This is a genomic window from Bifidobacterium cebidarum, from assembly GCF_009193305.1.
In the GTDB taxonomy this organism is placed as follows: Bacteria; Actinomycetota; Actinomycetes; order Actinomycetales; family Bifidobacteriaceae; genus Bifidobacterium; species Bifidobacterium cebidarum.
Genome location: NZ_WBVS01000009.1, coordinates 57,821 through 81,953 on the forward strand (window position 1 = coordinate 57,821; position 24,133 = coordinate 81,953).

The following is a 24,133-nucleotide window of genomic DNA, read 5'->3' on the forward strand; positions in this document are numbered from 1 at the left end:
GTGCCTCGACTAGGAGGGATTCACATGTCTATTCCGCTGATTCTTGCGTCTCAGTCCAAGCCGCGCCGCGATGTGCTGTATGCGGCGGGCATCTGCCCGACGATTCGCGTCTCCCATGTGGATGAGCCGGCGGCGCTTGAGGCTGCAGCAGCTCAGACCGGGGTTGCCGTTGATGACCTGACCGTGGAACAGCGGGTGATGATTCTGGCCGAGGCCAAGGCGCAGGCTGTGCATCGCGCCTACCGTGACGTAGCCGATACTGCGGCCGCCGCAACCGGCAATCGCGTGATTGCCTATCCGCTGAGGGCCGCGGAAGTGCAGGCCGAGGATGCTGAGATCGACGAAGGTGCCGATGCGGTCACTGCGGACTCTTCCATTGACTATTCCTCCGACCGCATCGCCACCACCCGTGACTTCTCCGGCGTGGACATGCCGACCGTAACCGAACCCATCTCCAACATCATCGCTCTGCAGCCAGGACTGACTCGCGCTACGGTCGGCCCGCTGATCATTGGTTGCGATTCGATGTTCCTGATGGATGGTGAGTGCTACGGCAAGCCGCACAGCGCCGAGGTAGCGCGCGCACGCCTGCGCAAGATGCGCGGCAACAGCGGTGAACTGTGGACCGGCCACTGCGTCATCGACTTCGCCACCGGCCGTGTGGCTCGCGGTGCAAGCCACGCCACCGTGCACTTCGGCGACTTTTCCGACAAGGATATCGAGCGCTACATCGCCACCCGCGAGCCGCTGGAAGTGGCCGGCTCGTTCACCCTGGAGGGCTTCGGCGGCGCATTCATCGACGGTATCGAAGGTGACCCGCACGGCATCATCGGCATCAGCCTGCCGCTGCTGCGCAAGCTCGCCGCTGAGCTGGGCGTGGAGTGGACTGATTTGTGGAACGTGCAGCGTGGCGAAATCGCGCCGGAATCCGCGGATGCCGCCGGCATCGCCATGGCGGGGAAGGATAATCTGCCGCCCGTGGAGAACGTGCACCAGCCCGGCGACGGCTGGGTGGATTGTGCCTGTGGCCGTAAGCATTGGGGCACGAATGGCGCATCCGGCATCCTGCTGGCCCGCCGTGATCCGGCGACCGGCAAAGTCACGCATGTGGTGATGCAGCATCGTGCGGCATGGTCGGCCGAAGGCGGCACCTGGGGCATTCCGGGCGGTGCCACGGCAGACGGCGAATCGCCAATCGAGGGCGCGCTGCGCGAAAGCTACGAGGAAGCGAACATCACGCCCGAAGACATCGAAGTGGTCGGCTCCTACCGCGAAGACCACGGCAACTGGGCATACACCACGGTATTCGCATTCGAGAAGCTCGGCCACAGCGTTGAGCCCAAGGCCAACGATGACGAAAGCATGGAAATCTGCTGGGTGCCGATTGCTGACGTGCCAAACCGCAAGTTGCTGACCGCGATGAAAACCGATTGGCCTCGCTTCGCTGCTCGCCTCGACGAGCTGGCTACTGCATACGCCGGCAAGTAGTACTTATTGCAGCTGAATGCTGAGCAAACAGTCACCACTGTGCTTGATGGGATGGCTAAGCCATCGCCCTGCATAGTGATTCAGGCTAAAGCCTTGTCCAGTAATGCATTAATGGCTTCTTCGCGCGTTAAATGATGCATTTGCGCGTAAATGAGGATCTTCTGTTCGCGAGTGAGGCCGGCTTGAGCAAGGCTCTGACCGAGTGCTTGCCGTGTATATTCGCTAGGTGTCACTTGTTTGGCTTGGGCTGCCGCCTCTACCAGCTTCCACAATTCGTCCGGCATGCGAATGGTGTGTGCCTTCATATCGGCGCGGCTGGGAGGGAAGGGGTCGTCTTCTCGCGTGAGGATGGAATTCGGGAAGCCGTCTTCAGCTTCTTGCGCCCAACGATCGACCATCTCGTTGGTAATAGGTGTGCCATCTTCGGCAATGTACTGTCTCATGCTCGGCTCCATTCGGTAAAGAATCCTTTGGTGAGATAGTTCGCATGAATGACGAGTGGTTCCGGGTCCGCAGTTTTCACGTACACCAATTCGATCGGTCTACGCTGCTGGTCGAAGCCTATGGCCGCCCATCGTTGTGGATCGGTTTCTTGGTCGCGCAATCGGATTTTTGCCGGCCCAATACGTGTATTGAACGCTGATTTGATTTGCTCCCGGGTGAGATGATGTGCTTGCAGGGCATGCGGATGTATCTCGATGTTGAATTGTGTGCCATTATCATAACTCGATGTATGACGATTGTCATGCGCTGGGTTTCGTGCGCTTGCCATCACGGGACTCCTTTGTCGGTGTATCGGCATGTTCTGCACACCGTATAAGGAGATGGTTGCCCGTGTCCAGCGCAATCGGCCTATGTGGTCCCAGCTTCCGAAGTTATCCACATCGGCTGCGTAGCGATCAGTTCTGCCGAATTTCGCTTTGCTTGCGGAATTCCATGGGGGAGAGGCCGTTCTTGCGTTTGAACGCGGCGCAGAAGGAGCTCGTGTCGGTGAATCCGCATTCCTCGCACAGCTGCCGCAGCGAAATATCCGAATTGATGAGGCGATACTTTGCGGCGTGCATGCGGGCGTCCAGCACGTAGGCGTATGGCGTGTACCCGGTCTCCTTCTTGAAGACGCGAATGAAGTGGTATTCGCTCATATACACGAGCCCGGCCAGCTCGGCCACGGTCAGCGGCTCGCTCAAATGATTGGCGATATACGCCAGCACACTTTCGATGGCATGAGGGCCGCGTCGTGCGGCGAGCCCGGATGCTCCGCCGCCCGCTGCTGAAGCTGCCGCCGCGCCACCGCCAGTCGGGGCCGATGCCGCGTCATCGGCCCCCAATGCGAACTCGGTGAGGATATCCGTGATGTATTTGGCCATCAGCGGTTCGGAAATGCGCGCGGCCATATGGAAGGTCTCATAGATCTTCGTCAGCTGGGTGATTGCATATCCCGGCTCGCGCAGCGAAAACACCGTACCGAGCCGCTCGTGGATCAGCTCGTAATAGGCGCGTGCGGTGGGGCCATCAAAGTGCAGCCATAATACATCGCTGTCTTCGGACGTGCTGTAGGAGTGATGGGCATAGCAGTCAACCAGCACGAAATCGCCGGCGGAGGCATGCTGCGGGCTTTCGCCGAACTTCGAGACCACATCGAACGATCCGGAGCGAATCGCCATGATCAGGAAGCTGTCGAACGAACTGCGCTCCTGCCGATACCCGGCTTCGTAGTGAAAGAATCCTGCGCGCAACGGGTGCAGGAACGTGCGCAGCGCCGTTTTGCTGGGTGTGTAGATATAGAATTCCGAGCCTTCATTGCGAATGCCATGCTCCGCCGGTTTCATCGCCGCCTCCTTGCGCCGAGCTGTATCGATCCGCTGCTGGCAACAGCAGCTGTCGAATAGCAATTATTTCATATTGAAGAACAATTACTCTAGATGTCAACGATATTTTCGGCCATAGACTAAAGGCAATCAATCAAAAGATTGTGGTTCGCAAGAGCCAGTAAAGAACTCAAAAAACGGTAACACTACAACGAAGTGGAGTGAAGCAATCATGGCCGTTACCATTCAGGACACCGTCATCACCATCCCGACTTACGGGATCGGCGCTGCGGACAAGAACCCGCAGTTCATCGAAAAGCGCGTCTACCAGGGCAGCTCGGGCCGCGTCTACCCCTATCCGGTGATCGAAACCATCAGCGACGAAAAGCATGACAAAGCCTACAAGGCCGTGATTATCGAGAACGAATACCTCGAAATCACCGTGCTGCCCGAGCTCGGCGGCCGCATCCAGTATGCCAAGGACAAAACCAACAACTACGACTTCGTCTACCGCAACGATGTGATCAAGCCGGCGCTCGTCGGTCTGACCGGCCCGTGGATCTCCGGCGGCATCGAATTCAACTGGCCGCAGCACCACCGCCCGACCACCTACTCGCCGGTGGACTACGACATCAAGGACCTGCCGGACGGCGGCAAGGCAGTGCTCTGCCACGACACCGACCAGATGTACGGCACCCAGGTGGTCACCACCATCGCCCTGCACCCCGGAAAAGCCTACATCGAGATCACCGCTCAGCTGTACAACGGCACCGCACTGCCGCAGACCTTCCTGTGGTGGGCGAACCCGGCCGTGCCGGTCAACGAGCACACCAAAACCGTGATGCCACCGGATGTGACCGCCGTCATGGACCACGGCAAGCGCGACGTCTCCCGCTACCCGATCGCCACCGGCACCTACTACAAGCACGACTACTCGCGCGGCGTGGACATCGGCCGCTACAAGAACGTGCCGGTGCCGACCAGCTACATGGCCGCCCATTCCGACTACAACTTTGTCGGCGGCTACGATTTCGGCGTTGGCGCGGGCATCCTGCATGTGGCCGACCACCACGTCAGCCCCGGCAAGAAGCAGTGGACCTGGGGCAACGGCGACTTCGGCCGCGCCTGGGACCGCAACCTGACCGACGCGAACGGACCGTACGTTGAGCTGATGACCGGCGTCTTCACCGACAACCAGCCCGATTTCACCTGGCTCAAGCCGTACGAAGGCAAGACCTTCACCCAGTACTTCATGCCGTACAAGGCGGTGGGGCAGGTCAAGAACGCCTCCATCAACGCCGCCGTGAACCTGGAAATCGGCCCGGAAGACACGTTCGGCTCTGCCGGCGAGGCCGAAGGCATCGAAGCCCAGGGGCTGAAGGCCGGCCAGGGCCGCGTCGCCGTATACGCCACCGGCGTGTACGAGAACGCCACCGTGACCGTGACCACCAAGAGCGGCAAGACGCTCTACTCCTACACCGGCACGATCAGCCCGAACGACACGGTCCGCGCCGAATTCGAAACCGGCGAGGCTCCGGCCACCGAAATCACCGCAACCGTGGCGGACGCCCACGGCACCGTGCTCATCGACTACACCCCGCAACCCAAGAAGATCGACAAACTGCCCGAACCAGCCAAGGCCGCCGATGAACCGGAGAAGATCGCCACCAACGAGGAGTTGCTGCTCGCCGGCCTGCACTTGGAGCAGTACCGTCACGCCACCTACATGCCCGACCCGTACTACCTCGAGGGCCTGAAGCGTGACCCGGAAGACGCCCGCATCAACAATGCATACGGCCGCCTGCAGCTGCGCCGCGGTGTGTTCGACTGCGCAGAATCCCACTTCCGTACGGCGATTAAGCGCCTGACCAAGCACAACACCCAGCCCTACGATTCCGAACCGCACTATAACCTTGGCCTGACCTTGTTCTTCCAAGGCAAGTACAGCGAGGCGTTCGACGCCTTCTCCAAGGCGACCTGGGACGATACCCAGAAGGAGCGCGCCTTCTTCTACATGGCCGCCATCGCCGCCCGCCGAGGCGACTTCGCGGACGCTCTGGAGTATGTGAACAACGCCCTGACCCGCAACACGATGAACATCAAGGCTCGCGGCCTCAAGGCCTACGTGCTGCGCAAGCTCGGACGTACGGACGAGGCAGCGGCGGCGCTCGCCGAGAACCTGAACATCGACGAATTCGACTTCGTCTCAGGCTACGAGCGCGTGCTCGCCGGGGGAGAGCCGGTCGAACTGGAACGCCTGATGCGCGGCTTCTTCGAGAACTACTTGCAGGCCGCCCGCGACTACGCGCTGTTCGGCGCCTACGAGGAGGCTCTGGCACTGCTTGCGGCAGCCGACCAGTCAAAGCCGATGGTCAAGTATTACGAGGGCTATTATCTCGCCGAACTGGGCCGCGAGGCAGAAGCCAAGGCCGCGTTCGAAGCCGCCGAGGCCGCGCCGAGCGACTACTGCTTCCCGAACAAGCTCGAGGACATCGCCGTGCTCAACAAGGCCATCGCAGTGGTCGATGGTGCCAAGGCCCCGTACTACCTCGGCTGCCTCTACTACGACAAGGTGCAGGCCGACAAGGCCATCGCCCTGTGGGAGCAGTCGCGCGACCGCGATCCGGAATTCCCGACTGTGCACCGCAATCTGGCGCTCGCCTACTACAATAAGCGCGGCGATGCGGCGGCGGCCAAGGTCGAGATCGAACAGGCCTACGCGCTCGACGAATCCGACGCCCGCGTGTTCCTGGAAACCGACCAGCTGCATCGCAAGATCGGCTGGACCTATGCCCAGCGCCTCACCGAGTTCGAGAAGCATCTCGATGTGGTGGCCAAGCGCGACGACCTGTTCATCGAATACCTGACCGTGCTCAACCTGACCGGCAACTACGCGAAGGCCTACGAGCTGATGGGCCAGCGCCGCTTCCACCCGTGGGAGGGCGGCGAAGGCAAGATCACCGGCCAGTACCGCATTGCGCTGACCCTGCTCGCCAAGGATGCGATGGCCGCCGGCGACTGGGCCAAGGCCAAGGAGCTGCTGGTCAAGACGCTCGCCTACCCCGAGAACCTGGGCGAAGGCAAGCTCGAAGGCCAGAAGGACAATGACATCCACTACTACCTCGGTGTGGTGGAGCGCCGGCTCGGCAACGAGGAGGCCGCCCGCGCCGAATTCCGCCAGGCCACCATCGGCCCGGACGAGGTGAAGGGTGCCATGTACTACAACGACCAGCCCGCCGAAATGATCCTCTTCCAAGGCCTCGCCCACAAGGCGCTCGGCGAGGAAGGCCCGGCCAACGCCCGCTTCTACCGCCTGCTGGACTACGGTGAGCAGCACCTCGACGATCAGGTCAAGATCGACTACTTCGCCGTCTCGCTGCCGGACTTCCTCATCTTCGAAAACGACTACACGAAGATGAACCGCGTGCACTGCGAATACCTGATGGGACTTGCGAACATCGGCCGCGGCGAGCACGAGGAGGCCGAACGCTTCCTCACCGAAGCCTTGGCCGCCGACCCCAGCCACATCCAGGCCAACCTCTTCACCGATGAGGTTATGAATCGTCACCTCTTGTGATAGGTGATTTCCTCCACGCCGGCTCCTTCCTCTTCCGGAGCCGGCGTTCCTTTATGCCGTCGAAGATCATGGTGTCGTCCACCAGAATTTCAGCAGCCTCCGCAGTGCGAATGCCAGCGACAGCAACGTGTAATCGCTCAAATCACGCGGATTGTAGCCGGTTGCGCGGGCGATTTTATTGAGTCGATTCTGCACGGTGTTCTTATGCAGAAACAGTTCCTCGGCGGTGTGCCCGATGCTGCCGTTGTGCTTCGTGTACGCGTCGAACAGCACGGCGGCCTCATCCTTTTCCTCCTCGCTCAATCCACTCAAGATCTGATTCGAGAACCGCTCGGCGATGGTGTCTTTGATGGCGCACAATGCCATACCCAGTGCGGAATCGTCATATTCGAGCGTGCGCGAGTAACCGGAATTGGTTGCCGGCTCGGTTGCGGCCGCGCTGCCGTGCTGTTGATGCAGGAACGCCAGCCATAATTCGGCGCTGCGGGCCTGCAGGTAGGCCTCGCGATAATCGGCGATGGCGTGCACCGACTCGCTGATGCCGAATACCAGGGGATAGCCAGTGATTTGCGAGACCGTTCGCGCGATCTGGTCAAGCGTGTTCAGGTATGCCGGTGGGCGGCCGTCGGTGCCATCTGCGGCAAGAATCACACGGAATTCGCCGCCATATATCGAATACAGGCTGTGCGGCTGGCTGGCCATGAGGCGATCGACCATGTCGTAGGTGTTGTCTTGCGCGACGTTGTTGTGTGCCGTACCGGACTGCGTTGCAGCGATGTGCGCAATGCCGACGTGCTGCACGGTCTCGTTGCGCAGTTTCCGCGGCACATGCAGTCGCCCTACGGCCACCACACGCGGCACGGTGAGATCCACATTCAACGTGTCCGTCAGATAATCGATAAGCCCGGTGTCCGGCTGCGGGGCGATGAGCAGGTTCGTCAGGTTCGCCGCCATCATGCGCCTATCGAATCGGGAAACCTGCTCAAGATTCTCGCGCACCAGAATCTCCGTCATTTTCTTGATGACATTGCCGAACGGCTCCACTTCAGCGCGCTCGCCGGTGATGCCGATGACGGCGATCACCGCGTCGCCTTGCATCACCGGCACATTGATGCCGTCGCGCGCGCCGGCAAATGGGTGCTCGGCATCCACCGCGACGCTCTGCCCGGTGCGTGCGGCGAGACGTGCGGCCTCATGATCGGTGTCGACGCGGGCTGGATCGGTGCTGGCGATGATGTGGCCGCTGGTATCGAAGAAGTTGATGTCATGGTTCAACGCGCCTTTGATGTTCTCCACGATGGTGGAGGCGATGCGCGGATCGATGTCCATCGCTGGCTCCTTTGCCTGGTTGCTATGCTCGACGCTTCAATATGGTACGCGTACTATGCAAATCTGCGAACAATGCGGTTTTCATGGCCTGAAGATGGTTGTATGTACCATGCGCCATCGGCGATACTGGTACCGTCCACAACAACAAGAGATGCGCTGCATGGGAGGTGCTGCAATGAAGTTCGTAATCGCCCCTGATTCGTTCAAGAACTGCATGACCGCCCGCGAGGCGGCCGAAGCCATCCGCTCCGGGCTGTCCGCAGTGTTCCCCGATGCCGAATACGACATGGTGCCGATGGCGGATGGCGGCGAAGGCACGGTGCAGGCGTTGGTGGACGCCACTGGCGGCACGCTGCGCCAGGCCACTGTGCTCGATCCGCTGCAACGGTCGGTGTCCGCGACCTATGGATTGCTGGGCGCGGACGGCGCTGAGCGTGCCGGCAACGGTGCAACAACCGCCGTCATTGAAATGGCCGCGGCATCGGGCATCGGCTTCGTAAACGAGGCGACCGAAAACCCGCTGGCCGCCACCACCTATGGCACCGGTCAGCTCATTCGCGCAGCTCTCGATGATGGCGCTCGCCGCATCATCATCGGCATCGGCGGCTCTGCCACCAACGATGGCGGGGCGGGCATGGCCGAAGCCCTGGGCGTGCGATTTCTGGACGCCCATGGCAATGCCATCGCACGCGGCGGCGGCGCACTCGGACAATTGAGCGCCATCGACGTCACCGGGCTTGACCCGCGCATCAATGCCACGGAAATCCTCATCGCCTCCGACGTGGCCAACCCGCTGACCGGCCCACAAGGCGCGTCAGCCGTATTCGGCCCGCAAAAAGGGGCCACCGAGGCGATGGTCGGCCAACTGGACGCCAACCTTGCCCACTACGCCGCCATGATCAGCAGCCAACTTGGCCGCGATGTGGCGCGCATGCCGGGGGCCGGCGCAGCCGGTGGACTGGGCGCGGGACTGTTGGCCTTCACCAATGCCAGCATGAGGCCGGGCGTCGAGATCGTGGCCCAAACCGTGCGGCTCGCGCAACGAGCCGCCGATGCGGACTACTGCATCACCGGCGAAGGCGGCATCGATGCGCAAACCCAGCACGGCAAAACGCCCATCGGCGTGGCTCGAGCCGTACGCCAAAACAATCCGAACATCGGCGTCATCGCCTTGGCCGGATATGTGGGCAGCGGCATCGGCCCGCTCTACGATCTCGGCATCGATGCGATATTCGGCATCGTTCCCGGAGCGGCAACCTTGGAACGGGCGCTCGCCGAGGGGGCACACAACCTCAGGCGAACAGCCGAAAACGTTGCGCGACTGATTGCGCTGTGCGATTACCAGTGCCACAACAACCCTCAATAATCAACAGCAATAATTTCATACGCGCGCGCAATTTATGCTGATAAATCAAGCAAAGAGCGCCATAGTATGGAATCAACAAAACAAAACGACAACCGAAACGAAGTAGTTCAGCAGTCGCTTTGCAGCACACCTTTAGCGTGATGTGCGCCGAATCCCTCTACTCACAGGCTTGGCGCAAGCATGCTCTGATGAAAGGAACCATCATGAAGAAAACCTGGCAGACCATCGTCGGCGCCGGTGCCGCAATCGCCATGATCGCATCGTTTGCAGGCTGCGGATCGAGCAGCGCCTCCGGCAAAACCGAGCTCTCGTTCTTCGCGAACAACACGCAGGACCTGTACCAGCCGATCATCGACGCATTCGAAAAAGAAAACCCGGACATCACCATCAAGTTCAGCACCACCAACGGTGCACAGGCCGGCTACCAGCAGACCTTGCAAACCCGCATCTCCGGCGGCCAGCTCGCCGACGTGTACGTGGCGCCGCCCGAGCAGTTGAGCGACCTGGTCAAGAACGGCGTGGCCAAAGACCTGACCGACGAATCGTTCATGAGCCGCATCGGCGACACGAACAAGGCACAAGCCACGGTGAACGGCAAGGTGTATGCCATGTCGATCACCGCATGGACCAACGCCTACGCCTACAACAAAGACCTGCTCGCCAAGGCCGGCTACGATTCCATCCCCGAAACCTGGGATGAATTCATCGACATGCTGAAAGCTCTGAAGGACGCCGGTGTGGAGAAGCCGTACCTGGAGCCCAAGGCTGGCCTCGGCGCTCTGGTGGAAGGCTGGATCGGCTACGACTCCTCCAAGCAGTCCAAGAGTGTGGACCAGCAGATCGGCGACGGTGATTCCACCTTCGCCAAGAGCTACACCAAGTACTACAAGCAGTGGGCCAAGCTCTTCGACGCCGGTGTGATGGGCTCCGAAGTCACCGGTCTTGCGGATGATCAGGTCCGCTCCGAATTCGCGGCCGGCCGTCTGGCCGTCATGCCGTCCGGCTACTGGGATGTGAACACATTCAAGAAGGCCGGCATCAACTTCGCATTCGGCCGTATGCCGATGCTGCACAAGGGCGATACGCCATACGCCCCCGGTGCCGCGGACTCCGGATACGCCATCAACGCCAAGATCGACGGAGCCAAGCTCAAGGCAGCCGAATCCTTCCTTGACTTCCTCTCCTCCGAGGAAGGTCTGAAGCTCATCCAAGACAATATGGGCCTGATTCCGTCCACCAAGAACTACACACCGGACATCGACGAGACCTTCAAAGAGCCGTACGACCTCTACCTGAAGACCGGCAACGTGTACTTGAACACGCTCGGCTGGCCGGCCAGTGGCCGTAGCGCCCTGCGCGCCGAAACCTTCGCCCAGCTGCAGCAGGTGGCACTCGGCTCCATCACCCCCGCCCAGGCCACCGCCAACCTGGACGCCAAGCTCAAGACGCTGTCCTGAAGGTGAATGTCATGACACAGGCAACCACCATCACCGCTGCGCCTGCCCTTGCTGAGGCGGGCGCGGCCCCTGCCCGAATCGCCGCCAGCGCAGTTCAGGATTTTGAAGCTTCGCACACCCGCGACCGCAAGCGCCGCAATCTCATGGAGAACCTCACCTCCGTGCGATTCCTGCTGCCATTGCTCGCCGTCTACATCGTCATCGTACTGATTCCATTCCTGCAAAGCATCGTCTTCAGCCTGACCGACTACGACGGCTACGATTTCGCCAACGCCAAGTTCGTGGGGCTGTCCAACTACCAGGCGATCTTCCAAGACCAGACCCTGCTCGCCGGCCTCGGCTTCACTCTGCTGTACACCGTGGCCACCACCGTGCTCATCACCGCCATCGCACTGCCGCTGGCCGTGACCCTGAACCGGAAGTTCTTCGGACGCAACTTCGCACGCTCCCTATTCTTCTTCTTCTCGGTGCCATCGATGGCCGTGCTCGGCCTGGTCTGGCAGTACATCTTCTCCCCGCTCGGCACCGGCGCCGTCAACACGCTGCTCGGCAAGATCGGCATCAGCCCGGTACCGTGGCTCTCCGACCCCGCGCTCGCCAAGTTCTGCGTGATTTTCATCGCCGTATGGGCGCAGGTAGGCTGGCACGCCACCCTGTACCTGGCCTACCTGCAGGCCATCCCGGCCGACCTGTACGAACAGGCCTCGGTGGATGGCGCCACCCGCGGCCAGCAGTTCGTGCACATCACCTTGCCACAGATGGTGCCCGCTATGGGCGTCTCCATCTTCATGCTGCTCACCGGCGGCCTTAAGGTCTACGATCTGCCGTTCACGTTGACCACCGGCGGTCCCGGCAACGCCACCTACACCGTCACCCAGTCCATCATCGTCACCGGCATCGGCTCCGGCCGCTACGGCGTGGGCTCCGCGCTCGGCGTGATGTTCTTCCTGTGCTGCGTGATTCTCGTGGCACTGCAGCAAATCGTCACTTCGCTGATTGAAAAGAGGCTGTCATGACAACGCAGCACACTTCCCCCGCCCCGGCACCGGTTGCCGCATCCGCCGCGCCGACCGCCCGCGGACTGTCCCTGAGCCAGCGCGAACGCATCGGCTCCGCCATCCGCTCGGTGGTGGTCATCGCCATCGCCCTGATCTGCGCGGTGCCGCTCTACGTGGTGGTGGTCAACACCTTCAAAAACTCCGGCGACATGGCAGCCGACCCGTTCGGCCTGCCCACGCACTTCACGCTGGAGAACTACACCTACGCGCTGGAGAACCTGCCCGTGGTGCAGGCCACGATCAATACGTTGATTGTGACGGTTGTGGGTGTGTTCTTCATGGTGATTATCGGTGCGCTCGCCGCCTATGGCATGGTGCAGAAGCGCAGCAAGCTCACGGCTGGCATTGGTGCCTTCCTGATGCTCTCGTTCGTGATTCCCGGCCAGACGCTGCTGATTCCGCAGTACAAAATGGAAGCGCAGTTCGGTCTTGTGGATTCCCTGCTTGGTCTGATCGTGCTGTACCTGGCCGGTGCCACGTTCTGCTACTTCCTGATCGTGCAGTACATGCGCGGGCTTCCCGGTGAGTTGTTCGAAGCCGCGCGCTTGGATGGTGCAGGCCCGTTCCGCATCTTCTGGCAGATCGTGCTGCCGCTGATCCGGCCGATCCTGATCACCGTGGTGGTGTTCGAAACCATGTGGACATGGAACGACTTCATGACCCCGAACATCTACATCTCGTCGACCGAAAAGCAGACGCTGGTACTGCAGGTGTTCAACGCCATGGGCCAGTTCAGCACCAATTGGCCGCTGTTCATGACCATCACCACCATCGCCCTGATCCCGGTGTTCCTCTTCTTCATCTTCTGCCAAAAGTGGATCGTCGCCGGCTTGGTGGCCGGATCGGTAAAAGGCTGAGCCGTTAAGCGAACAGCCCTGTGGGCTGTTCGTAGGCTCAGCCTGAGCGAGGCGGTAGCCGAGCGAAGGTATCGGTGTCTCTCGCCGTAGGCGAGTCCGTAATTGCATGCTCCTATTTCGAAAGGTAATCCCATGAATCACACGCTTGACCTGACCGGTTTCGAGCCAAAGGCCATCACACCGTTCTCCATCACCCGCAATGATTGGGGCGTGGCGCCGGACGGTACCGCAGTGGACTTCACCAACTACTACATGACCTTTGACGGCAAGCCGTTCTACGGTGTCTGCGGCGAATTCCATTACTCGCGCATGAACCCTGTGCGTTGGGATGAACAGCTCGCCAAAATGGCGGCCGGCGGCGTGAACGTCATCGCCACCTATGTGTTCTGGAATCATCATGAAGAGCATGAGAACCAGTGGAACTTCAACGGCCGTCGCAATATCCGCCGATTCATCAAGCTCTGCGCCAAGCACGGGCTCAAGGTCATCGTGCGCCTCGGCCCGTTCGACCACGGCGAAGTGCGCAACGGCGGCATCCCGGACTGGATGTACGGCAAGCCCTACGAAGTGCGTTCCGTGGATCCTGGCTTCCTCGACAAGGTCCGCGACCTCTACGCGCACGTCGCCGCCCAGCTCGACGGCCTGTACTTCAAGGACGGCGGCCCGATCGTCGCCGCCCAGCTCGACAACGAATACATGCACTCCTCCTCCCCGTGGGAGATGACCACCGGCATCACCAACGAATGGGTGCCCGGCGGCCACGATGGTTTCGCCTACGTGCATGCGCTGCGCCGCATCGCCGAAGAGGAAGGCATCTCGGTGCCGTTCTACACCAACACCGGTTGGGGCGGCTCCCCGGTTCCGGACGATGTGCTGCCGCTATGGGGTGGCTACGCCTACCGCCCGTGGCTGTTCTACGCCGGTCCCGGCGAGCACCCGGTCACCGACGAATACGTGTACCGCAACTTCCACTCCAACGATTGCCCGCGCGGCGAGGAATTCGCGCCCACCTATGAGCCGGAAACCAAGCCCTACGCCTGCTGCGAGATGGGCGGCGGCATGTTCAGCTCCTACAACTACCGCTTCGTGTTACCGATGAAGTCGGTGGACGCCATGTCCAATATCAAGATGGCATCCGGCTGCAATTTCCTCGGCTACTACATGTTCCAGGGAGGCTCCAACCCGATCGGCGACGGCATCTACCTCAACGAAAGCCAGCTGCCGAAGATCTCCTACGACTTCCAGGCGGCGCTCGGCGAATTCGGTCAGGCCCGCGAATCCTACCGTCGCATGAAGGCCGTGCACTACTTCGCCCTGGCATTCGCCGACCGCCTGTGCCCGCTTGGCGTGGCCGTGCCGGAAGGCCAGGAGTCGATCGCGCCGACCGATATGGAGTCGCTGCGCTGGTGCGTGCGTACCGATGGCGAGCGCGGTTTCGTGTTCCTCAACAACTTCCAGGACCACGCCAGCATGCCGGCCAAGCATGGTGAATCGGTGTCGGTCACGCTGGCCTCCGGTGAAACCGTGACGTTCGACGGCATCGGCTTGGCCTCCGACGAGAACTGCATCCTGCCGTTCAACATGGATCTCGACGGCGTGACGCTTGTCGCCGCCACCGCGCAGCCGGTCACCGTCGTCGCCCCGGCCGGCGCCGATCATCGCACCTTCGTCTTCCTCAAGCCCGACGGCATGGACGACTGCTGGTTCCGTTTCGCGGATGGCACGGTGCATCATGTGCCGGCGGAAGCGGACATGGAAGTGTTCTCGGCTTCGGATGGTGCCGGTCACACGGTGGATATCGTCTGCGTGAGCCGTGCCAAGGCCGATTCGATGACCGTGGTGGCAGGCGGTACCGCGCTGGTCTTCGCCGGCGAGACCGTCGCACAGGACCCTGCGCAGCCGAGCATCACCAACAATGGTGCTGCCGTCTACGAACTGGATGGTCACATCATTGTGGAATCCACCGAAGCCAGCGTTGCTGTTTCGTCCTACCCCGCCGAGTTCCTTTGCGGGCAGAACATCCAGTACCAGCCGGTCGCTGTGGAGCCGAGCGTGCGGAAGCTCTCCGATACGCGCTATGTGATCGACCTGCCCGACGATCTGCTCGCCGCCGACGGCGTCGCCGACATGCGCCTGCGTGTGCGCTACTCGGGCGATATCGGTTGGCTATGGTGCGGCAACACCTTGGTGGACGACAACTTCTGCAACGGTGACGTGTGGGAGATCGGCCTCAAGGAATACCAGCAGCTGCTCGAGGACCATCGCAGCCAGTTGGTACTCACCATCACGCCGATCAAGGAAGGCGCGAACGTGAACGTGGAGTCGGCAATGGCGGCCCGCATGGAGAACGTTGACGGGCAGCAGGCTGGATTGGAATCCGTCGAATTGCAGCCGGTGTATCAGACCGCACTGCACACGGCATGATCGTGGCGGCTGCCGGTCTGATGCCGTGATTATGGGATGGCTTTCGGCATATGCCGGGGCCATCCCATATGTGTTATTACGGGGATTGCGCGCGGTGCGGTTATCGTGCCGCGGCCGGGAGAAGGAGACATTAGCGTGTCTGTGCATCATGGCATTGGCGTAATACGCCATCCCAAAGCGGTGTTATGGGATTTGGACGGTACGCTCATCGATTCCGACCCATACTGGGTGGCCGCCGAGCGCGCGCTGCTGGAATCATATGGTGGCATTTGGGATGAGGTGCTCGCCGAGGCGATGCAAGGCGCTTCGCTGCCGGTGCTGACCCGGCTGTTGCGCGAACGAGGGGTTACGCTGCCGGCCGATGAGATGGTGCGCAGGCTCACTGACGAAGTCATGCGTATGGAATCGGAGCATCTGCCGTGGGTGGAGGGCGCGCGGGAACTGCTAAGCCGACTAGCTGCGGCAGGGATTCCTTCCGTGCTGGTTACCGGCTCGCCGCGCATCATCGCGGATAATGTGCTGAGGCAGGCGCCAACAGGAGCATTCATCGGAGCGATCAGCGGCGGTGATGACTTGCCGCCCAAGCCCAGCCCGGAACCTTACGTGCAGGCTGCGCGAATGGCCGGCATCGATTCTATGGATGCTCAAGCCATGCGTCAGTGCGTCGTTTTCGAGGATTCCTTGCCTGGGCTTACCGCCGCACATGCTTCCGGCGCCTATGTGGTTGCCGTCACTGGTCATGCGCGCGTGGACGTGACCGGTTGCGGGCTGTATGACTTCGCCATCCGCGATTATCGCGAGTGGAACCCCGCAGGTTAACTCAACAGGAATGCGATGATGGCGATGAACACCGGGCTGGTCATCGTGCTGAAGAGGATGCCGTCGCGCGCGAAGGTGAGGCCGACGTTGTAGCGGGCCGCGTAGTTGTAGACGTTCTGGCCGGTCGGCAGTGCGGCGAGCACCACGCAGGCATACAGCTCCGGCCCGCGGAAGCCCATCATGAAGTAGGCGAGCAGGAAGGCGATGGTCGGCATCACGATGTTCTTCAGCACCGCCACGGTAAAGATGGCTGGAATATCGCCCTTCTTCTGCAGTGGCTTGGTGCCGTGCAGCGACATGCCGAATGCCATCAGAATCATCGGCACTGCGGATTCGCCGATCATATTGATCGGGTCATAGATGAAGTTCGGCACCGGGAACCATCCGAGCTTGGCGTTGAGCGCCGAGACCACAATGCCCAGCAGCGAGCCAATCAACAGTGGCTGATGCAGCGGCTGCTTGGCGATTTCCTTGACCGACACCTTGCCCTTGGTAGTCACATCCAGCACCGTCAGACCGATCGGCGTGAACAGTGCCTGCTGCATCACCAGAATCGGGGCGACCAGTGCGCCATTGCCCAGAATGTAGGTGGCGACCGGCAGACCGATGTTGTTGGAGTTCAGATACAGTGAGTTCAATGCGCCGATGGTGGCGTCCGGGGCCTTCAGATGGAAGAACATCTGATTGAGCACAAGGAACACCATGCCTACCAGCATGGCGGAAAGAAACGCCACGATGATCGACGGGTGGAAGATGTCGAAAATCGGTTCCTTGGAGAGGATGGCGAACATCAGGCAGGGGCTGGAGACGAAGAATGAGAAGCGGTTGAGCACCATTTGCGCGGATGGGCCGCCAATGCGCATACGTGCCGCCACGTACCCCACGAAAATCACGATGCCGATCACGCAGAAGCCTTGCATGGCGCTAATCAAACCGGTCATATATTGCTGATGCCTCCCTCTACCGCACCCAGTGTGGCACACCCAACTGTATATGGCGCTCAAATCTCATGTAACGGGCCATATTGCGGACGCGATGGTTCGTGATGTGCTTTACGGGCGCTTCGTCGTTGTCTCCTCATAGTGAGCGCCAGAATTTCGGGAAATCATCGGCTTCATCCCGAATTTCTTGCACTGACGATCGGTCAGTACCAGAAATTCCGGAAATCAGCCCCATACTCCCGAATTTCTTGCACTGACGTTCGCTCAGCGCCAGAATTTCGGGACGAAGCCACTGATTTCCGGAATTTCTTGCGCTACCCGAGACCATCCGGGCCGCTTGCCGCCGTGCACGCTACGCTTATGGGTATGACGCTTGAATTGAACCGCAATACTTCCAAAAATGAGCAGCTCTCAAGCCTGCTGACCCAGATTATGGAGAATTTCTCCGTTTCCGATAACGAAGGCCCCCTCGCCGATGAGATCGAGGCCTTCCTCAAGACCCAGGCCCACCTGACCGTCCACCGCCATGGCGATACCGTGGTGGCTTCCACGGATTTCGACAAGCCAAGCCGCGTGATTCTCGCCGGCCACATCGATACCGTGCCGGTGATCGACAACTTCCCGCCCCGATGGCTCGAACCCGGCGACCCGCTGATTCGCGAGGACATCGCCAAAGCCCATCCGGGCGAGCGCGTGCTGTGGGGGCGCGGCGCCACCGATATGAAGGCTTCCGATGCGGTCATGCTGTACCTCGCCGCCGTGCTCGACGGCCGCACTGTCGAGAGCGACCCCAAAGTCGACCTCACCTACGTGTTCTACGATCACGAGGAAGTTGCCGCCGAGAAGAACGGTCTAAGAAAAGTGGTCGAGGCTCACCCCGACTGGATTCAAGGCGATTTCGCCATCATCGGCGAGCCCACCAGTTGCGGCATCGAAGGCGGCTGCAACGGCACAATCCGCTTCGATGTGATTACCCATGGCGTCGCCGCGCATTCCGCCCGCGCATGGATGGGGGAGAACGCCATCCACAAGGCGGCCGAGATCCTGAACCGGCTCAACGCCTACGAACCCGCCACGGTCAACGTGGATGGCCTCGACTACCGCGAGGGTCTCAACGCCACGCTGATTTCCGGCGGCAAAGGCACCAACGTCATCCCCGATGAATGCCGCGTGCATGTGAACTACCGTTTCGCCCCCGATAAGTCGCTCGAAGAAGCTAAGGCCCTGATGATGGGCGCGGATGCCGGTGCCGAGCTGGGCAATGGTGAGCATACGGCCACCGGTGGCGTATTCGAGGGGTACGGCATCGAAATGAAGGACGAATCGCCTTCCGCTCGCCCGGGTCTTACCGCGTCGCTCGCCCAGGATCTGGTGCGACTGGTCAAGGAGCGTACGGGGCGCGACCCTCTGGCCAAGCTCGGCTGGACCGATGTGGCCCGCTTCTCCCAGCTCGGCATCCCTGCGGTGAACCTGGGTGCCGGCGATCCGCTGCTCGCACATAAGCACGACGAGCAGGTGCCTGAGTCCGACTTGGCGTTGCTCGCTGATTTGCTGCTGGACTGGCTCGTCTGACTTGCACATGCCTCCGCGCACGTCGCCGTCAAAAAGTGTGGCATACTGAAAGACGGTGGTTCTGCATGACCATCAGCGTGCGAAATGGCGTCGATCCCCTTGCGGCTCTCGAGAAAGAGACAACGCAAGCGCCGGTGTCCGCCATTTGCAGGACAGACTTGAGACGAAGTTGCCTTTACGCGGAGCGCGTTTTCGCGCGGCCATGGTGAGAGCATGGTGTGAGCGAAGCGTATAGGCCTGGATGGCGTCGCGATGCAGCGCGCCGCAAGGAGCATTGTGCCCACTGAAAACCCTGAAGGTTTCGTCAACGGCGAAACCGATAACTCAACCGTATCCAATGCCGACTCCCAGAGTGCGGCAGGCAATGCCGTGCCCGCTGCGGCTTCTGCCTCGGCGTCAACGGCCTCCTCGTCCTCTGCTCCGGTGACGCGTCGCCGTCGTGGCGGCCGCCGCGTAGTGCGTGGTACCGGTGCCGCCGGCGCATCGTTGGAACTGCAGGTGCAGGATCATTCCGCTCCATTGTTTGAGGCTCCCGCGCTGCCGGCTGCATCCAAGTCCGATACTGCCGCTGACGCCGCTGACGAGTCGAAGACCGATGCCGGTTCTCGCGCAAACGCGTCGTTTGATGATGGTGAGCGCCATTCGGTCCGCCGCCGCTCGCGCGCCCGCCATATTGACGAAGACGATGACTTTGCGGAGCGCCCGGTGCGTCGCCGTCGTCGTGCTGATGCATTTGCTGATGATGACGCTGATCGCTCATACTCCGCCCGCGGTTCCCGCACTGATCGAGTCCGCGATGATGATTCGGACGAGCGTCTGTTGGACGCCGTGGATTCGCTGCCGGAAGGCCACGAGCCCGCGCGCCGCGGCAAGCCGATGACCTCGCTCCTGTTCCAGGAGCCGGTGCTGCCCGCTACCCGTTACAGCAGCCATAACGATGACGATGATACGGATGACGAGGAAATCGATACTCTGCGTTCCCGTCGCCGCTCCCGCTCTCGCCGTTTCGACGATGAGGCTGACTTCGACGAGCGCCCCGCTCGCACGCGTCGCCGTTCGCGTGACGATCGCGATGCCCGCGACGAGGAACGCGAGACCTCCGCAGACCGCAACACCCGTCGCCGTGACGCCCGCGATGCCGATGCTGCCGGCAATGGCAAAGACAACGCCAACGACGCGCAAACCCAGTCTGACGCGGATGCCGAATCCACTGACGATTCTCGCCGTTCGCGTCGCTCTCGCCGCCTGAATGCGCAGGAACGCCGTGCCGCGGCCGAGGTCGAACAGATCGAGGAAGACCTCGAGCTGGACGATATCGCCTACGCCCCGATCGCCGAGGAAGAAAACGACGGCGATGAGGAGTCCACCGACTCCACCCGCACGCGTTCGCGTCGCCGTCGCCGTCGCGGTTCGCGTGTTGAGGCAGCCGCGGCCGATGGCGATTCCTCCGACAACGGCGAAGAGGACGCCGGTCGTGCTCGTGACGAGCATGATGCCCAGGAGGATGATGGCGAACAGACCATCACCCGTCGTCGCCGTCGCCGCCGCGGCAGCAAGAACGCGGAAGCCGGGGAAGAGGCGCCAGCCGAAGAGCCGGTCACCCGCCGCTCCCGCAAGCAGCAGTACATCGACGAAATCACCGATGTTGAAGGCTCGACCCGACTTGAGGCCAAGAAGCAGCGTCGCCGCGACAACCGCCGCGAGCGCAGTCGCCAGAGCCAGCTGATGGAGCAGGACTTCCTCGCTCGCCGCGAGAACGTGGACCGTCTGATGGTGGTGCGCGAACGCGAGCATCACACCCAGATCTCCGTAGTCGAAGACAACGTGCTTGTGGAGCACTACGTTTCCGATATCCAGGAAGTGCAGACCGTCGGCAACATCTACCTCGGCCGTGTGCAGAACGTGCTGCCGAGCATGGAGGCCGCCTTCGTGGATATCGGCCAGGCCCGCAACGGCGTGCTCTACGCCGGCGAAGTCAACTGGGACGCCGCCCGTCTCGAGGGCCAGCCTCGTCGCATCGAGCTGGCGTTCAAGTCCGGCGATCCGGTGTTGGTGCAGGTCACCAAGGATCCGATCGGCCACAAGGGCGCGCGACTGACCTCCCAGGTCACGCTCGCCGGCCGCTTCCTGGTGCTCGTACCGTCCGGGGGCATGACCGGCGTGAGCCGCAAGCTGTCCGAACGTGAACGCTCGAGGCTCAAGAACATCGTGTCCAAGATCGCGCCGAAGGATATGGGCGTGATCATCCGCACGGCAGCTGAAGGCGCTTCCGAAGAAGCCATCGTCAAGGATCTGGAATCCCTGGTCCGCCAGTGGGAGCGCATCAACGCTAAGCGTGAGGAGTTCTGGCACGGCAAGCGCCCGAAGCTGCTGCAGGGCGAGCCGGACGTGGCCATCCGCGTGGTGCGCGACATCTTCAACGACGACTTCAACAAGCTCATCGTCGAAGGCGATAAGGTGTACGACCGCATCGAGGAATACCTCGACACGATGGCCCCCGACCTGAAGGACAAGCTGGAGAAGTGGGACCCGGCCGAACACGAGGGCAAGGACGTGTTCGACAAGTGGCAGATCGACTCCCAGCTCCGCAAGGGCATGGAGCGCCAGGTCTACCTGCCGTCCGGTGGTTCGATCGTCATCGATCGCACCGAGGCCATGACCACCATCGACGTGAACACCGGCCGCTTCATCGGCCGCGGCAAGTCCCTCGAGGAGACCGTGACCCGCTGCAACCTGGAGGCTTCCGAGGAGATCGCTCGCCAGCTGCGTCTGCGCGATATCGGCGGCATGGTCATGATCGACTACGTCGACATGGTGATGCCCGCCAACCGTGACCTGGTGCTGCGCCGCCTGGTGGAATGCCTGGCTCGCGACCGCACCAAGCATCAGGTGGCCGAGGTCACGTCGCTGGGTCTGGTGCAGATGACGCGTAAGCGCATCGGCCAGGGCCTGGTCGAGGCCTTCTCCGAGGAATGCCCGACCTGCAAGGGCCGTGGCTTCATCCTCCACGATCAGCCGACCGTCTCGGCCGATTACGATGACCCGTACGCGCTTCGCGGTGGCGACCCGTTCGTCAAAACCAACAAGCACGGCCGTGGCACCGCTCCCGCCCCCGAACCGGCGGGATCCAGCGCTGACGTCAAGGCCAAGCTGGCGCAGATCGCAGCCGCCGCGGTGGCTGCGAACAACGCCGGCGAGGAGGAATAAGCGGCACTGTGCGGCGACGCTTTATCGCCGCTCTATAGCACAGCACGAGACGTGAATCCCGGAGATGGCGCTTTTCCGCGCCGCTTCGGGTGTGTCGTGCTTGACACGCTGGACTAAATCAGTTGATTTAGTCCGCGTGTAGGTGTAGATTCGAAACTCGGTGTCTGACCGCAGGCTCGGTGCGCGTTGGGCAAGGAAGCTTTCCAAAACATAAAAGGAATTACTATGTACGCGATTGTGAAGGCCGGTGGCCATCAGGAAAAGGTCGAGGTTGGCGATACCATCCTCGTGAATCGTCTCGACGCCAAGAAGGGCGACACCGTGGAGTTCCCGGTTGCTCTTCTGGTTGACGGCACCAAGGTTACCCTCGGCGCCAAGGATCTGGCTGCTGTCTCCGTCAAGGCTGAAGTCGTTGACGACGAGGCCAAGGGTCCGAAGATCAACATCCAGAAGTACAAGAACAAGACCGGTGTCGCTCGTCGTAAGGGCCACCGCCAGAAGCTGACCGCCGTCAAGGTCACGGCGATCGCCTGAGTCATAGAAAGGACCATGAATCATGGCACATAAGAAGGGTGCGTCTAGCTCTCGTAACGGTCGCGATTCGTCGCCTCAGTACCTCGGCGTGAAGAAGTTCGGCGGTGAAGCTGTCGTGGCCGGCAACATCATCGTTCGCCAGCGTGGCACCAACTTCCACCCGGGCCAGAACGTCGGCATGGGCAAGGATCACACGCTGTTCGCCCTCGCTGACGGCTCCGTGAAGTTCGCCGTTCGCCGCGACCGCAAGGTCGTTGACGTGATTGCCGCCTGAGCGATTCGCTAGACTTCTAGCAGACTTTCAAGAAAACCGCACTGTGCGCTTAACCAAGCGCCGGTGCGGTTTTTGCGTTTCCGTGGCGGGGCGGGCTAAATACCGTATACGTGGAATTAGAGGCCACATCCCCATTGCTTCAGCCTCAAATACGGGCCGGAATGGACGATTCCGTCGATTCGCAGCGCCAAATGGACGTTTTAAAGCTTTAAAGTGTCCTATTTCGCGCTTCGAATTGGCTAGAACGTCCATTCCGGCCCGTATTTATGTCGGGCCAGGCGTGCGTATTGGTCGCCTGCCCCGAAAAACGGGCAACATGGGCGGTTGAATGGGTCTCGTCAGTGGCGACGAGTCGTGGCGCAGTCAGTCCCACTCTCAGACGTGTGGAACGCGTTTGGCCTCAAGCTTTGCGGCCAGCTGGTTCGGCCTATTGAGCTCGTCATAGAACATGCGCACAACATCGACCTTCTGTTGTTCCAGACAGTGTTCGCGTTCACGCTCCTGCATCACGACCGCGCGGATATCCTGGCGTGAGGTCATGTCCGGATCCACGTATTTACGGACGCCGTCGAATTCGCCGGCGACTTTTGTACCGTCCTCGCGAACCCAAAGAAAATCAACGCGATGGTTGCGTGAGGGGTGTGTCAGACATGGGAAAGTGATTTGAAGGTCATGAACCGGATAGCCGATCTCTGTCAACACGCCTCGAGCTTCGGATTCGCCGCCATTCTCGCTGCGTGCATCGGCTAGAGAGAATGCACGTAAGGCGGCTTGACGGTTTCTTGCGTATTTCACGGTATGCGGATACGCCGCTAAAGTAGGTTGCTCCACGATTTGCTTGCGCAAGGCCGAGTCGAGAATGGCCAGCGAGAAACGCAAGGGCAGTCTGGTGGCGCAGTCGAAGAGGGTGCGAAGCGGCGCGGTAACAGTGACTCCGCCGATAGCAGTGGTTTCGGGGTATGCCATTGCATAGTGGGCCAGTTGCGGGGTATTGCGAACATGGACTCCCGGTTTGGCGACGATACATATCGGCAGCAGGAAACGATACGAACAATCAAGCCCGTACATAATCGCGGCAGTCGGTCCGCAGAAAATCCAGTTTGGGTGCTGCAAAGCCAAAGAGCGCACGATATGGCGGACCCGTTCATGAGGATTGAGTGCATCCCAATACTGTTTCCTCGCGTAGAGGCCTCGATACACCCGCTGTATTGTCCCTGCGTGTACACGGCGCGAAACCGCTTTGATGTCGGTGTCTGTGCGCGGCGCGGCGCATCGTTGCTCCTGCTGCGCGGCATCGAAAAGCATTTCAAGTGAATGATGTGTCCCCATGTATCAAGTGTAGATGCCCGCGTTGCGCGGAACGTGTGCGCGAGTCTGTTCCATTCGCCTCTCAGCGTGCAATCGCCTGCCGCAGCCTTTACG

The 24,133-nt window shown here is 61.1% G+C and carries 18 protein-coding genes; 12 read left to right on the top strand and 6 right to left on the bottom strand.

Annotation, left to right across the window (positions count from 1 at the left end; all coding sequences use genetic code 11):
- The first annotated feature begins 24 nt into the window (after nucleotides 1–24).
- Complete coding sequence (locus F7D08_RS08320) at nucleotides 25–1,488, top strand: Maf family nucleotide pyrophosphatase (RefSeq protein ID WP_152210179.1); 1,464 nt, start codon at nucleotides 25–27, stop codon at nucleotides 1,486–1,488.
- A gap of 80 nt (nucleotides 1,489–1,568) precedes the next feature.
- Here F7D08_RS08320 and F7D08_RS08325 read toward each other — a convergent pair whose 3' ends face one another.
- From F7D08_RS08325 to F7D08_RS08335, 3 genes are all read right to left on the bottom strand, one after another.
- A complete protein-coding gene (locus F7D08_RS08325) occupies nucleotides 1,569–1,931 on the bottom strand; it encodes a hypothetical protein (RefSeq protein ID WP_152210180.1) in 363 nt (120 codons plus the stop codon).
- Nucleotides 1,928–2,260, bottom strand: a complete 333-nt coding sequence (locus F7D08_RS09860; protein WP_226803446.1) for a hypothetical protein — start codon at nucleotides 2,258–2,260, stop codon at nucleotides 1,928–1,930. Before F7D08_RS09860 ends, F7D08_RS08325 begins: the two co-directional genes overlap by 4 nt.
- A gap of 127 nt (nucleotides 2,261–2,387) precedes the next feature.
- The gene (locus F7D08_RS08335) at nucleotides 2,388–3,317 is read right to left on the bottom strand and encodes an AraC family transcriptional regulator (protein WP_152210181.1); all 930 of its coding nucleotides are present in this window, start codon (nucleotides 3,315–3,317) and stop codon (nucleotides 2,388–2,390) included.
- Nucleotides 3,318–3,528: 211 nt separating this feature from the next.
- On the opposite strand from F7D08_RS08335, the gene F7D08_RS08340 reads away from it, so the two are divergent.
- The gene (locus F7D08_RS08340; protein WP_152210182.1) at nucleotides 3,529–6,873 is read left to right on the top strand and encodes a DUF5107 domain-containing protein; all 3,345 of its coding nucleotides are present in this window, start codon (nucleotides 3,529–3,531) and stop codon (nucleotides 6,871–6,873) included.
- A 66-nt stretch (nucleotides 6,874–6,939) separates the two neighbouring features.
- On the opposite strand, the gene F7D08_RS08345 is transcribed toward F7D08_RS08340, so the two are convergent.
- Nucleotides 6,940–8,202 (bottom strand): CdaR family transcriptional regulator, encoded by a 1,263-nt coding sequence (locus F7D08_RS08345; protein WP_152210183.1) that lies wholly within the window; start codon nucleotides 8,200–8,202, stop codon nucleotides 6,940–6,942.
- 175 nt (nucleotides 8,203–8,377) lie between these two features.
- Between F7D08_RS08345 and F7D08_RS08350 the strand changes: the two genes are divergently transcribed.
- The 6 genes from F7D08_RS08350 (at nucleotide 8,378) to F7D08_RS08375 (ending at nucleotide 16,183) form a co-directional block, all read left to right on the top strand.
- Nucleotides 8,378–9,568, top strand: a complete 1,191-nt coding sequence (locus tag F7D08_RS08350; RefSeq protein ID WP_152210184.1) for a glycerate kinase — start codon at nucleotides 8,378–8,380, stop codon at nucleotides 9,566–9,568.
- A gap of 203 nt (nucleotides 9,569–9,771) precedes the next feature.
- A complete protein-coding gene (locus F7D08_RS08355; RefSeq protein ID WP_152210185.1) occupies nucleotides 9,772–11,025 on the top strand; it encodes an ABC transporter substrate-binding protein in 1,254 nt (417 codons plus the stop codon).
- 11 nt (nucleotides 11,026–11,036) lie between these two features.
- The gene (locus F7D08_RS08360; protein ID WP_226803447.1) at nucleotides 11,037–12,041 is read left to right on the top strand and encodes a carbohydrate ABC transporter permease; all 1,005 of its coding nucleotides are present in this window, start codon (nucleotides 11,037–11,039) and stop codon (nucleotides 12,039–12,041) included.
- 65 nt (nucleotides 12,042–12,106) lie between these two features.
- A complete protein-coding gene (locus F7D08_RS08365; RefSeq protein WP_152210207.1) occupies nucleotides 12,107–12,940 on the top strand; it encodes a carbohydrate ABC transporter permease in 834 nt (277 codons plus the stop codon).
- A 132-nt stretch (nucleotides 12,941–13,072) separates the two neighbouring features.
- The gene (locus F7D08_RS08370; RefSeq protein WP_152210186.1) at nucleotides 13,073–15,364 is read left to right on the top strand and encodes a beta-galactosidase; all 2,292 of its coding nucleotides are present in this window, start codon (nucleotides 13,073–13,075) and stop codon (nucleotides 15,362–15,364) included.
- A 135-nt stretch (nucleotides 15,365–15,499) separates the two neighbouring features.
- A complete protein-coding gene (locus F7D08_RS08375) occupies nucleotides 15,500–16,183 on the top strand; it encodes an HAD family hydrolase (protein ID WP_226803448.1) in 684 nt (227 codons plus the stop codon).
- On the opposite strand, the gene F7D08_RS08380 is transcribed toward F7D08_RS08375, so the two are convergent.
- On the bottom strand, nucleotides 16,180–17,124 hold the full coding sequence (locus F7D08_RS08380) for an AEC family transporter (RefSeq protein ID WP_152210188.1): 945 nt from the start codon (nucleotides 17,122–17,124) through the stop codon (nucleotides 16,180–16,182). The two genes, F7D08_RS08375 and F7D08_RS08380, sit on opposite strands and share 4 nt — an antisense overlap.
- A 366-nt stretch (nucleotides 17,125–17,490) precedes the next feature.
- On the opposite strand from F7D08_RS08380, the gene dapE reads away from it, so the two are divergent.
- The 4 genes from dapE (at nucleotide 17,491) to rpmA (ending at nucleotide 22,711) form a co-directional block, all read left to right on the top strand.
- On the top strand, nucleotides 17,491–18,696 hold the full coding sequence (gene dapE, locus F7D08_RS08385; RefSeq protein ID WP_152210189.1) for a succinyl-diaminopimelate desuccinylase: 1,206 nt from the start codon (nucleotides 17,491–17,493) through the stop codon (nucleotides 18,694–18,696).
- A 252-nt stretch (nucleotides 18,697–18,948) separates the two neighbouring features.
- Nucleotides 18,949–21,903, top strand: a complete 2,955-nt coding sequence (locus tag F7D08_RS08390; RefSeq protein WP_193316261.1) for an Rne/Rng family ribonuclease — start codon at nucleotides 18,949–18,951, stop codon at nucleotides 21,901–21,903.
- Nucleotides 21,904–22,128: 225 nt separating this feature from the next.
- Nucleotides 22,129–22,437 carry a 50S ribosomal protein L21 gene (gene rplU, locus F7D08_RS08395; RefSeq protein WP_033891261.1) on the top strand — a complete coding sequence of 103 codons (309 nt, stop codon included), beginning with the start codon at nucleotides 22,129–22,131 and terminating at the stop codon, nucleotides 22,435–22,437.
- A gap of 22 nt (nucleotides 22,438–22,459) precedes the next feature.
- Nucleotides 22,460–22,711, top strand: coding sequence for a 50S ribosomal protein L27 (gene rpmA / locus F7D08_RS08400; protein WP_033891262.1), 252 nt, complete (start codon nucleotides 22,460–22,462; stop codon nucleotides 22,709–22,711).
- Nucleotides 22,712–23,086: 375 nt separating this feature from the next.
- On the opposite strand, the gene F7D08_RS08405 is transcribed toward rpmA, so the two are convergent.
- A complete protein-coding gene (locus F7D08_RS08405; protein ID WP_226803449.1) occupies nucleotides 23,087–24,040 on the bottom strand; it encodes a CTP synthase in 954 nt (317 codons plus the stop codon).
- Between the last annotated feature and the right edge of the window lie 93 nt (nucleotides 24,041–24,133).